Raw genomic sequence first — 12,735 nt, forward strand, 5'->3', positions numbered from 1 at the left:
TAAGCCAATTTAGCCGATTTAATATGAGCCAGCGCACAAACGCTGGCTTTTTTGTGCCATTAAAAAAGCAAATCCGATCTGAGATTTAATGTTAATTAATAAAACTTTCATGAAAAAAAACTACAAAAGTTCTTTGCATATCTGACCAATTGTTGTACATTATCTCTCGTAGGGTACAGAGGTAAGATGTTCTATCTTTCAGACCTTTTGTTTCACGTTATTGGATTAGGCTGATTCAGCCGCCCCAGTCAGTTTTTGACTGGGGCGTTTTTTATTGGGCGAAAGAAAGTTTTTCTTTTTGATCAATAAGTTAAACTAAATCCTCAAAAACCTTCTCTTTTGACCTCTCTAAGTCACTGCAAAATCAAAAGTTTTCCTTCAAATTTATTGCGTTATTCATGCTGTAAATTTACGCCAGTCACACTATTATTTTTTCTTGAAAGAAACTAAGTTACGTACTTCTGATACTTTGTTTAACTTAACTATCTGAATATTAAAGTTATTGGATGGTTTGAGAGGAAATGTTTGGTATGAGGCAGGATGTAAGATTGCTTTTTAACCTATTGAAATCGAATCTCAGTTCAGTAATGCTTCGCCACATAACAATAATTACCAGTTTTTCTCTCCCGTTATCCCTGCCAGGAAGGTGGGGATTTTTATTGCCTGAAATTCACGTTTTCCGATAGCGAATAAACAAAAGCCCCACCAAAAGGCAGGGCTGTGTCGAAAAATTTTAACAAATTTTGTTAATTATTCTTCGCCGTTCTCTGGAACGTCTTGCTCGTCTTCTTCAATCAAGTGTGCAAATGCTGGTGCAAACCAAGTGTCCAGTTTGGCACGAAGCTGATCGACACCTAGACCTTTCAGTGAAGAGAACACATCAACCGATACGTCACCACCAAATGTTTCCACTTGTTTGCGGATTTTTAGCAGCGTTTGTTTGCGAGCACCGCTTTTCAGTTTGTCTGCTTTAGTCAGAAGAACTTGAACAGGGATGCGGCTGTCGATTGCCCAGAAAATCATTTGCTGATCGAGGTCTTTCATTGGGTGACGGATATCCATCAGAACCACCAAGCCTTTTAGGCACTCGCGTTTCTGTAGGTATTCACCTAATGATTTTTGCCATTTGTTCTTCATCTCAACCGGTACTTGAGCGAAGCCGTATCCTGGCAAATCGACAATGTGACAACCTTCTTCCACTTTGAAAAGGTTGATCAATTGAGTACGACCGGGTGTCTTTGATGTCTTCGCTAAGCTTTTTTGGTTAGTAAGACGGTTAAGTGCACTCGATTTACCAGCGTTTGAGCGTCCTGCAAACGCAATTTCGACACCTTCGTCCTCAGGTAAGTGACGAATATCGGGTGCGCTGGTGATGAAATGCGTGTTTTGGTAATGAATTTTTACGCTCACTGTTAACTCCATCTCGACTTTGTGTAGTCGATTGATTACTTTTTTGTGAAATTGTGTAAAATAACCGTGCTCGGCATAAGGTCGCCTATTGTACCATGAGTGTACGCGGTATGTTCACATTCCGTGGTACTGGAAGCTTGATAATTATAATGGAATGTCATGAAGAAATTAGCGCTAATTTTGAGTCTTTTAGCCAGTTGCTCAGTATGGGCCCAAGGTAATATTGAAGCTGGTAAAGCAAAATCACAAACTTGTGTCGCCTGTCACGGAGCGGACGGTAACAGTGCAATCGCAATGTACCCGAAACTTGCAGGCCAACACGCTAAGTATCTTGAGAAGCAGTTAAAAGATCTGAAACTAGGAATGACTAGTGGTGGTAAGCAAGGTCGTTACGACCCTGTAATGAGTGGTATGGCAATGCCACTGAGCGATGAAGACATCGCTGATCTATCTGCATACTACGCCTCTCTACCAATCTCAGAGAGCTCAACACCAGAAGACGTTGTTGAGAAAGGTAAAGTACTGTACACCGCTGGTGATGCAGAACGTGGTCTAACCGCATGTATCGCATGTCACGGCCCTCGTGGTAACGGCACTGAGCTTTCAGGTTTCCCTAAAATTTCTGGTCAGCACTCTGACTACATCAAAGCTCAGCTAGAGAAGTTCCGTGATGGTAACCGTGGTAACGATATGAATGCCATGATGCGTGACATCGCGAAGAAAATGACAGACGAAGACATCGAAGTTCTGTCGAAATACGTTGGCGGTCTGCACTAAACCCCTACAAAGTTCGAGCACAGTTATACAAATATGCCCTAGCGTTCTCGCTGGGGCATTTTTGTTGGTGGTGCATTGGCTAACGTCCGGTGCGTTAGTGATCTCAGTCACACATGGTTATTCAAGGTAAAGAGATAGTTCGCTCGGGGCTTTGTGAGATATTTGCCATACTTGTTCGATACTATTTCTCTCTCCTTGTTTTAAGTTATTGATAGAAATGGCTATTTATTTTTCTGGAAAAATTCGTATCAATAATTGCTTTCAATGACTTGTTGGTTTTTATCCAATCCGTAAAGTAGACGTTGTTCACAGGGAGTGAATCACAGGAATTTAGACCATGGATATGAGGTCTCCAAGGACGCAAACGAAGGATGTTTGGTAGTCGGAAAAGGGACTTAGATAGGCAAGGAGCCTATCAGATATGGATGGTCATCTAGTCTAACGGTTAAGACAGCGAAACGGATCAAGCTCAGGAAGTAGCTCAGCTGACAGGAAGTAAAAGGATAGCCAAAACTCATCAGGAAGATGAAGAACAACACTTTTTGGCATGGAAAGCTCGAAAAACAAAAGGATTCTTGGTGCACCAAATGAGTGCAACACAGTTTCGCCACCAATGGTGGCATTCAGAAAGCGACAGTATCACTGTCGCTTTTTTTTATATCTATTTTTCCCAATCAAAGTTTTTTTAATAAAAACTGCTGAAAAAGTATCCAGTAACACTCCAATCTGAGTCCACTTTCTGGTATGTTTCGCATCCCTGTTTGAGGAAGTCAGCATGCACACCTGTCCTTTATGCCAGAATCAGCGCACTCACCACTTTTTTGAAGACAAGCAACGCGAGTATCTTCAGTGTGAGCAGTGCAGTTTGGTATTCGTCAATCCAGATCAACGTTTGGATGCGGAAACTGAAAAAGCTCACTATGATCTGCATGAGAACAATCCTGAAGATATGGGATATCGCCGCTTTTTGGCGAGAATTGCTGATCCAATCTCAGAGCGAATTTCACCACAATCGAACGGAATCGACTTTGGTTGTGGTCCGGGCCCAACGCTTTCCTTAATGTTAGAAGAAGCGGGGCACAACATGGCGTTGTACGATCTTTACTATCACCCAGATACTTGTGTGTTAGAAAAGCAGTATGACTTCATGACAGCAACAGAGGTGATCGAACACCTCTACCACCCAGATTTGGTGTGGAAGCAATGGTTGAATTTAGTTAAGCCAGGTGGCTGGATAGGCCTGATGACGAAAATGGTCATCGACGTAGAAGCCTTTCGGACATGGCATTATAAGAACGATCCTACGCATGTGGTGTTCTTTAGCCGTGACACGTTCCAGTTCCTAGCAGAGCGGGATAAGCTCGAACTCGAATTTATTGGTAATGATGTAATTTTACTGAGGAAGACCCAGTAATGAGCCGTAAAAAGAAATCAAGAAAGCCGGGTGCCTCTGGTGCACCTGAGTTTGTCGTCACTCGTAACCGTACAGAGTCAGATGTAGAAGGTCGTCTACGCAAGCGTGCGAAAAAGCGCAAAGGCTTGAAGACTGGTAGCCGTAACTCTGATGCGGAAGAGCAGAAGAGACAAGCAGCAGCACAGAAACGCGATCCTCGCCTAGGCAGCAAGAAGAAAATCCCTCTGATTGTTGAACCGGTGAAGAAGCAAACTAAACAAGAGCGTCGTCTATCTGCAGAGCAAGAGCTGGAGATGCTAGAGAACGATGCACAATTGAACGTGTTGTTGGATCGCATCGAAGCGGGTGAGAATCTAGGCACTGGTCTACAAAAATACGTAGACGAGAAGCTAGATCGCATCGAGAAGCTGATGGATCAACTGGGTCTACTAGAGCCGGAAGAAGACGAAGACTTTACTGCACCAGCGGCGAAAGGTTCTCGTAACGACGATGATCTGCTAGCAGACTTCGACGATATCAACTTCGACGACTACAAAGGATAAGTAATTCATGAATGTAACCTTATTAGCGATTGCGGGTGCAGTGATCATTATCGCGCTGGCTTCTTATGCAGGTTACCTTCTGCTTCAATTGAAAAAGCAAAAGGAATTGCAGCTGAAGCATCAAAAATTGGCGATCGATAAGCGTAACGCCAACATTTTTGAGAACGTGCATACCTTGTGTCAGGCGGGCATCCAAGGCCAGTGTGATTTGTCGGAAATCACTATCCGTGTTTACAACATCATGGACTATGTTCAAGGTGAAGACCGTGTTGATTTTGACGCCACATATCCTGCGATTTCAGAGCTTTACCATGTCGTGAAAGATATGGCGCGTGGCGAAGATCGTCAGCAGCTTGCCAAGAAAGAACGTATGCAGCAGAACCTGACGCGTCATAAAGCAGAACAGCGCTTAACAGACGCGATCATCGAAGAGCTCAAAGTGTTGCAAAAAAACGTTAAGCCACTGAATAACCAAATCAATATTCAGATGATCTAATTGCTGCCCCTAATGGTTTCCTTATAACTATTAGGGGTATCGTGATCACGCTAGCACTTCTTTAGTTTTATACTTAAAAAGCCGCCTGTGGCTGCCGTAGTTGTCATCGTCGTATGGCAGAATAACGGTTTCTGAATATTGGGGGACGGCTTTCGTCTCCCTCGCATTTTACGGAAAGTACCACCATGTCGAATCAACATACTGAATCGAAACAGCAAATCGTCTGGGATCAAGCGGTATTGGATAAGTACAACTATTCCGGTCCGCGTTACACGTCGTACCCGACAGCACTGGAGTTTCATGAAGCGTTTACCATTTCGGACTATGATATGGCATGCACTCAGTACCCAGATCGTCCGCTGTCTTTGTACGTTCACATTCCGTTCTGTCATAAGCTTTGCTACTACTGTGGCTGTAATAAAGTGATTACTCGTCATTCGCACAAAGCTGACGAATATTTGGATGTACTTGAGCACGAGATCCGCCAACGCGCGTCACTATTGGGTGAACGCCAAGTGACTCAATTGCATTTTGGTGGTGGTACACCAACTTTCCTATCTGAGAAGCAGATTACGCGTGTGATGGACTTGTTGCGCCAAGAGTTCACTTTCAGTGCCGATGCGGAAATCAGTATTGAAGTTGATCCACGTGAGATTGAGCTCACTATGCTGGATCACTTACGCAGTGAAGGCTTTAACCGTCTAAGTATTGGTGTACAAGACTTCAACAAAGAAGTTCAGCAGCTTGTGAACCGTGAGCAAGATGAGGAATTTATCTTTGCGATGGTTGCTCGTGCAAAAGAGCTTGGTTTCCGCTCTACTAACCTTGATTTGATTTACGGCTTGCCGAAGCAAACCAAGGCATCTTTTGCGAAGACACTAGAGCAAGTGCTAGAAATGCAGCCGGGTCGTTTGTCCGTGTTTAACTACGCGCACATGCCACAACTGTTTGCGGCGCAGCGTAAGATTAAAGATGAAGATCTGCCAAAAGCGGAAGAGAAGATGGCGATTCTGCAAGATACCATCGCGACGCTAACAGGTGCTGGTTACCAGTTTATCGGTATGGACCACTTTGCGATGCCGGATGATGAGCTTGCTGTGGCTCAGCGTGAAGGCATTTTGCACCGCAACTTCCAAGGCTACACTACACAAGGTGAATGCGACTTGGTTGGCTTTGGTGTTTCGGCGATTTCAATGATTGGTGATGCGTACGCGCAAAACCAGAAAGAATTGAAGAAGTATTACGCACAGGTGAATGAATCTCGCCACGCGCTGTGGAAAGGTGTGTCACTGGATGCGGATGACTTATTGCGCCGTGAAGTGATTAAACAGCTTATCTGTAACTTCAAGCTGGATAAGAAGTCGATTGAGTCTGAGTTCGGCATGAAGTTCGAGCAATATTTCAAAGAAGATTTAGGTCTACTGCAAACCTTCATCAATGATGAATTGGTGGAAGTGGATGACAACGAAATTCGCGTAACACTGCGTGGCCGCCTTCTGATTCGTAATATCTGTATGTGCTTTGATAAGTACCTACGAGCGAAAGCGCGTCAGCAACAATTCTCTCGCGTGATTTAATCTCTTACAGATTTTCGGATACAAAAAATGCCAGCAGATGCTGGCATTTTTTATACCTTTCGCGGCAATTATACGCGATCTTTCACTTTTTCTTTCAGTTCAGTTTTCTCTGCATCTGATAGGAAAGCGATGTCTAGACCGTTGATTTGCGCTTGGCGAATTTGCTCTTGAGTCAGGCCTGCTGCTGGTGCCGCCACTTCGTATTCGTATGGCAGTTCAATGCCTTCCACCGCTGGATCGTCCGTGTTCAGACATGCAAGTACACCGTGCTCAAGGAATTGCTTAAGAGGGTGGTTAGCTAGTGATTCAACTGTACTGGTTTGGAAGTTTGACGTTAGGCACGATTCAATACCAATGCGGTTTTCTGCAAGGTAGTCCATCAGTTTAGGATCGTGGATTGCTTTCACACCGTGGCCGATACGTGTTGCACCAAGCTCTTGAATTGCTTGCCACATGCTCTCTGCACCCGCTGCTTCACCAGCGTGTACGGTCACGTTCAGGCCTGCGTCGCGAACTTGTTTGAAGTGAGACACAAAACGATCACCCGGTTGACCAAGTTCATCACCAGCTAGGTCAACAGCAACCATGTGGTCCTTCTGACTAAGAATCGCATCCAGCTCTTGCTGACAAGCGTCAGTGCCGAAAGTACGGCTCATGATACCGATTAGGTTTGCCTTGATGCCAAAATCACGCATACCCGCTTGTACGCCATCAACCACGGCTTCTACAACACCAGCTACAGGTAATTTGTGTTTCATTGCCATGTAGTAAGGTGAGAAGCGAAGTTCGGCATAGTCGATTTGTGCGTTCAGTGCGTCTTCTACGTTTTCGTAAGCAACGCGGCGGCATGCGTCTAGATCGCCCAACACTGCCACGCCCCAATCAAGCTTAGAAAGGAAAGCAACAAGAGATGGCTCAGCTTCAACAATTTGAACGTGTGATGTTAGCGACTCGATATCGTAACTGGTAGAGCAATACCAAATTGCTGGCCAAGCTCAAGAATAGTCTTAGTGCGAATGTTGCCGTCAAGGTGACGGTGCAAATCAGTTAGGGGAAGATTCTTAGTTATCATTATGTCGATCCGGGTTGTTTGTTGTGAACAGGAACTCAGCCCAAACATTATCAATGACAATACATGGGGAAGATTTGCAGTTAAGTATAAATAACAGTTAGGTAGATTGTCAGTAGACGATGACTAGGAAATCAACGATTTCAGCTGTTTTCTACTTCATGTTAACCAAATGTGTTGGCCATTCTTCCATCGCCATCGGGCGGCTATAGTAGAAGCCTTGAACTTGGTCACAGCCAAGTGAACGGAGCAGTTGTGCTTGTACTGCGGTTTCTACTCCTTCCGCGACCACATTCGCTTTCATACCTTTCGTGATGTTGATGATCGCCGCTACCACTGAGCTGTCGAGATTCTCTTTGGTCAGACGGTTAATGAAGGTGCGATCTATCTTCAAACAGGTGAATGGCAGAGCATGCAAGTAGGCGAGTGACGAGTAACCCGTACCGAAATCGTCAATCCCAATACCCAGCCCCATCTCTCTGAGCTTGATTAAGTTATCTAGCGTGGTTGGTGCGCTATCAATGATACGCGACTCGGTGATCTCTAATGTTACGTTAGTTGCCGATAGACCTGTTTTAAGCAGTATTTTCGCGACAGATTCGACGAAGTTAGGGCTCGATAACTGATGAACGGACACATTGACGTGTAGCTGGAAGTCTTCAGGCCATTGCTTATTATCGATGGCTTTACGTGTGTCACGGCAAGCTTGAAGTAGGATTTGTTGGCCAATCGCTTTGATCATGCCATTTTCTTCAGCGATAGGAATGAAGTCCAATGGGGAAATCATACCGGATTCACTGTGCCAGCGTGCGAGCGCTTCTGCACCACAAATATTGCCGCTCTCAAGGTCAATAATTGGTTGGTAGAAAGGGACGAATTCATGATTATCGATGCCCGTTTGAATCTTCGCCAGCATTTGTGTCCGGAACTTAGATGCACTCGCCATCTCTGGACTGTAGTGACACACGCTGGTGCGCGAGTCTTGCTTGGCAGAGCTCAGAGCAATACTTGCGTTACGTAACCAGAGCGACATGCTTTGCGAAGCTTGCGTACGCACGACGCCGATAGAGATCTTTATCACCACGGTTTCTCCGTCTAGCATAAACGGAGCAGCGAGCAACTGCTGTAGGCGTCGCTCTGTCGAGCGTATTTCTTCATCATCGTGTGTGTTTGGCATAAATACCGCAAACTCATCACCGCCGATTCGAGCTAGAATCGCTTCATCTTGCAGCTGCTGTTTTAGGCGCTCAGCGATGTGGACCAGCAGTTGATCACCATTGTGATGGCCGATGCTGTCATTGATATCTCTAAATTTGTTGATCCCGATAAGGTACAAGCTGCTTTGGCCTGAATGAGTCAGGGTTTCACTTACTTCAATTAAACCTTGTCGGCTGTATAAGCGCGTTAAGGAGTCAAATTCGAGTTGCTCGCGAAGCGCTTTGAATGAGGCTTTTAGGTTGCTGGCCATTTCATTAAATGCTTGTACTAACACAGTCGTTTCGTACACGTAACCTGGGCGAGGCATGGAGCTATCCCAATCCCCTTCGGCTAAGTGCTGCGCCGCTGTTGCCGTGGCATTGATAGGGCGAGTAACGCGATTGAATATCAGTAGGCTAATCCCAATACCAAATAAGCTCACCAAGGCACCGACCATCCAACTTTTCTGTTGGCTATTGGGCAGGTTGCCGAGTAGATCGGTTTCAGAAACCGAAGTGCCAATAAACCAAGTTAAGCCATTGGCGTCATGATATGGCGTGATACGGCTAAAGGTGCGTTGACCGTTGAAGTCGAACTCGAATGTGTAAGGTTTGTCGCTGTGGCTGAGGTCTTGGCCCATTAGGCGAGACGCACTCATTTGGATGATAGGATCTGCACTTTCCGAAGCCAGTAAACGCTGTCCCTTTTCTGAGAACTTCGTTCCCCAAGAAATCACACTGCCTTGCCCTGAATGCGCCACTAAGCGGTGTTCCTGATCCATGATGTAAACGGATGCGCTGGTATCTCGCTTGAGATCTTGTAAGAACAAGTTAAAGGTGTTGATGCGAATGTCGGTAACGAGGACTCCTGCAAACTCACCCAGCTCGTAAATGGGAGTCATGGCCGAAAGGGTGATGTCTTGGCGCTCATCGGCATTGGCGTAAATCGGTGACCAACGGGCTCTGTGGTCTTGTGCGACGGGCTGATACCAAGGGCGGGTGCGAGGGTCGTACGGAGCAATCACAGTACGAATATCATCACTGACGTCTTCACTGCCGTAAATAACCAAATTACCATCAGTACGATGGTCTTGAACCATCAGCGTGTAGCTGTCACCCGCTTCGCGTCGGAAGCCGGTAAAGTCACCGGATTCAGATCCAAATGCAATCACATCCAGCTGCGGTATTGAGTGGTACAAATCTTTAAATGCACTCAACAAATAAGCTTGGATATCTTTGGTGTCGTTAGGATGATATAAGTTGTGGTAGCTAACGTTGTGCCCCAGCGCATTGACTGCGGTGAAAGGTTTACGCAGGTAGTCGTTGAGGTGGTCGTGAACACTTTCGGTCAATACTGAAAGTTGCTTATCACTGATGTCGGTGACAACTTCCTCATAGCTCTGTTTTTGGACGTAGACAATCACACCGATAGCCAGCAGAAAAATCATCACGAAAGGGATGAGAACAGCAGTACGTAGTGTAATTTGAGTCGTCGCGTTTGACATTGCCTAGTCACATAAGGGGTGTCGTACCATAATTGTACTGACACTTAGGTTATCAAGCGAGGGAAAAATTGTGCGCTTGATAACCATTGGCCAAACTCGTATCCGTTCGAGATCAGTACAATTCTTTCAATTTTCGGGTTAGGGTATTGCGTCCCCATCCTAGTACTTTAGCGGCATCTTGCTTGTGACCTTTAGTGTGTTCTAACGCAGCTTCCAATAAAATGCGTTCAAACTCAGGTAATGCGTAGGAAAGCAGCTCTTTGTCTCCAGCTTCTAAGGCTTGGCGAGCCCAATCTGCTAATTGATCTTGCCAGCTGCCGCTGGTGGTTTCCGTGGCGATTTTCTTCTCTTCCAGCAACTCTGCGGGTAAATCACTTGGCAAGACTTCACTGCCGCTTGCCATAACGGTCAGCCAACGACAGATGTTTTCCAGTTGACGCACGTTACCTGGCCAGTCAAGGCGGTTCAAAATCTCCACCGAAGAAGGGTGCAGGGTTTTGGTTTCAACACCGAGTTCATCCGCCGCTCGAACGAGGAAGTGTTGCGTCAGCTTCTCTATGTCTTGCTTACGTTCTCTCAGCGCAGGGATCTGAACTCGAATGACATTCAAGCGGTGGAATAAATCCTCACGGAAATCTCCCTCGTGCACCAACTTTTCAAGGTTTTGGTGGGTTGCCGCTACGATGCGAACATCCACGCGAATTGGCGAGTGGCCGCCGACTCGGTAGAACTGACCGTCCGCCAAAACACGCAGCAAACGAGTTTGGATGTCCAGCGGCATGTCACCGATTTCGTCCAAAAACAGGGTGCCACCATTGGCCTGCTCGAAACGACCTTGACGGACGCTATTCGCACCAGTAAACGCGCCCTTCTCATGACCAAACAGTTCCGATTCAATCAAGTCTTTCGGGATTGCAGCCATATTGAGGGCAATAAAAGGTTTGTTGGCGCGCGGGCTGTGGCGGTGTAAGGCATGAGCAACTAACTCTTTACCGGTACCAGACTCACCGTTGATTAGAACGGAAATAGAAGAACGCGATAAGCGACCGATGGCGCGAAACACTTCTTGCATCGCTGGTGCTTCACCAATGATTTCAGGCGTATCGGTTGGGATGTCGTCTGGCAGAAGTTGCTCACGCTTATTCTCTTGGCTATGGGCTATCGCACGCTCTACCAGCGTTAGTGTTTCATCAATATCAAACGGCTTAGGCAAATATTCAAAAGCACCTTTTTGGTAAGCGTTCACCGCCGCATCCAAATCGGAATGTGCTGTCATGATGATCACGGGTAGGTCTGGGTAGTCACGTTGAACTTGTTTGAGTAGCTCTAAGCCATCGATACCCGGCATGCGAATGTCTGAAACCAAAACGTCTGGTACTTCGCGCTCTAGCGCCATTAACACGCTTTCCCCATCCGCATAGGTTTCGCATTTGATGTTGGCAGAGGAGAGGGTTTTCTCCATTACCCAGCGAATTGAACTGTCGTCGTCGACGACCCAAACATATCCTTTACTCATGTAATAAATCCTTGCAGCAAAAGCCTAAAAACTGACGGATTGAATAGCCTTTCAATCAAGTCAGATTGGCAAATAAATCGTAAAAGTGGTGTGACCCGGCCAGCTCTCGACATCAATCTTGCCGCTATGCTGGTCGATCAAATTTTGGGAAATTGACAGCCCAAGTCCTGTACCGCCCTCACGGCCACTGACCATCGGGTAGAAGAGGGTGTCTTGTAACTCGGGTGGAATGCCCGGACCGTTGTCGGTGATCTCGACACGAGCCGCGAGTTTGCAACGCTGGCCATGAATGTTGGCTTGATGCACCGTTCTGGTGCGTATGGTTATTTTGCCGTGCTCTTGGTGAGAGAGGATTTGCGCTGCATTGCTAACAATGTTGAGCATCGCCTGCTCGATTTGGTCAGCGTCCATCAAGATCTCTGGCAAGCTCGGGTCGTAATCACGCTCAATCACAACCGAATGTTGCGATTCTAACTCAACCAATTGACGCACTTTTTCAAGCACTTGGTGTAGGTTCTCTTGGGTCTTTTTGCCCGGTTTTTGAGGTCCTAGCAAGCGATCGACGAGTGCTCTCAAGCGGTCGGCTTGTTCAATAATGATGTGGGTGTATTCCGTCAAAGAAGGATCGGGCAGCATTTTCTCCAGCAGCTGTGCTGCGCCGCGTAAACCGCCAAGTGGGTTTTTAATTTCATGCGCCAAACCACGCACTAAAAGCTTCGCCGCCTGTTGTTGGGCATGTTGGTTAAGCTCTTGAGTGAGTCGGCGTTGCTGATCAATTTTGCGCATCTCAACCAGCAGCATTAACTGCTTCTGCCATGTGATCGGGCTGACAGTCACTTCCAGCATCAAAGGGCGGCCATCAACCACAAAGGTCACGTCACTGTCCGTGATGCTTTGTCCGCTCTGCAATGGCTGAGTGAGCAGCGCAAGATCCAATGACGCATGCTGAATTAGCTGAGACAACGACTGCTCGACAATACGCTTGGCGCTTTGTGAGAACAATAACTCAGCCGCAGGGTTGGCGTAGCGAACGGCTAATCCATCATCGAGAATCAGCGTTGCTGTCACCATGTTGTTGAGAATGGCACTGGAGAGACTGGTATCCACATTACGTCCTTGTTTGCGTTGTATTTGTGCGCTGCACTATATTGGTGCAATAGAACGTAAGTATGGCGAATAAACCTAAGAAGAAAAAGTGAAAAGCGCCATCAGAGTGCGGTTTTTTTCACTTAA

At 46.4% G+C, this 12,735-nt stretch carries 9 protein-coding genes and 1 pseudogene; 5 read left to right on the plus strand and 5 right to left on the minus strand.

The window, feature by feature from the left end; all coding sequences use genetic code 11:
• Positions 1-750 precede the first annotated feature (750 nt).
• Complete coding sequence (gene yihA / locus KHO06_RS00610; RefSeq protein ID WP_005429993.1) at positions 751-1,410, minus strand: ribosome biogenesis GTP-binding protein YihA/YsxC; 660 nt, start codon at positions 1,408-1,410, stop codon at positions 751-753.
• A gap of 159 nt (positions 1,411-1,569) precedes the next feature.
• Here yihA and KHO06_RS00615 point away from each other — a divergent pair, with 159 nt between their 5' ends.
• From KHO06_RS00615 to hemN, 5 genes are all read left to right on the plus strand, one after another.
• A complete protein-coding gene (locus KHO06_RS00615; RefSeq protein WP_005430024.1) occupies positions 1,570-2,187 on the plus strand; it encodes a c-type cytochrome in 618 nt (205 codons plus the stop codon).
• Between the two features lie 775 nt (positions 2,188-2,962).
• Positions 2,963-3,601: a class I SAM-dependent methyltransferase gene (locus tag KHO06_RS00620; RefSeq protein ID WP_005430039.1), complete on the plus strand. Its 639-nt coding sequence runs from the start codon at positions 2,963-2,965 to the stop codon at positions 3,599-3,601.
• Complete coding sequence (yihI, locus tag KHO06_RS00625; RefSeq protein WP_045402659.1) at positions 3,601-4,143, plus strand: Der GTPase-activating protein YihI; 543 nt, start codon at positions 3,601-3,603, stop codon at positions 4,141-4,143. Before KHO06_RS00620 ends, yihI begins: the two co-directional genes overlap by 1 nt.
• Before the next feature lie 7 nt (positions 4,144-4,150).
• Complete coding sequence (locus tag KHO06_RS00630; protein ID WP_212581934.1) at positions 4,151-4,639, plus strand: DUF2489 domain-containing protein; 489 nt, start codon at positions 4,151-4,153, stop codon at positions 4,637-4,639.
• 185 nt (positions 4,640-4,824) lie between these two features.
• On the plus strand, positions 4,825-6,216 hold the full coding sequence (gene hemN / locus KHO06_RS00635; RefSeq protein WP_212581935.1) for an oxygen-independent coproporphyrinogen III oxidase: 1,392 nt from the start codon (positions 4,825-4,827) through the stop codon (positions 6,214-6,216).
• Positions 6,217-6,284: 68 nt separating this feature from the next.
• Here the strand turns inward: hemN and add are convergent.
• The 4 genes and pseudogenes from add to glnL all read right to left on the minus strand — a co-directional run bounded on the left by add (position 6,285) and on the right by glnL (position 12,609).
• Positions 6,285-7,288 (minus strand): annotated as a pseudogene (add, locus tag KHO06_RS00640) (adenosine deaminase).
• 151 nt (positions 7,289-7,439) lie between these two features.
• A complete protein-coding gene (locus KHO06_RS00645) occupies positions 7,440-9,986 on the minus strand; it encodes an EAL domain-containing protein (RefSeq protein ID WP_212581936.1) in 2,547 nt (848 codons plus the stop codon).
• Between the two features lie 112 nt (positions 9,987-10,098).
• Positions 10,099-11,502: a nitrogen regulation protein NR(I) gene (glnG, locus tag KHO06_RS00650; protein ID WP_038890201.1), complete on the minus strand. Its 1,404-nt coding sequence runs from the start codon at positions 11,500-11,502 to the stop codon at positions 10,099-10,101.
• A 60-nt stretch (positions 11,503-11,562) separates the two neighbouring features.
• Positions 11,563-12,609: a nitrogen regulation protein NR(II) gene (glnL, locus tag KHO06_RS00655; protein ID WP_005430202.1), complete on the minus strand. Its 1,047-nt coding sequence runs from the start codon at positions 12,607-12,609 to the stop codon at positions 11,563-11,565.
• Positions 12,610-12,735 lie beyond the last annotated feature (126 nt).

Origin of the sequence: Vibrio sp. B1FIG11 (assembly GCF_905175335.1) — a bacterium.
Lineage (GTDB): Bacteria > Pseudomonadota > Gammaproteobacteria > Enterobacterales > Vibrionaceae > Vibrio > Vibrio campbellii.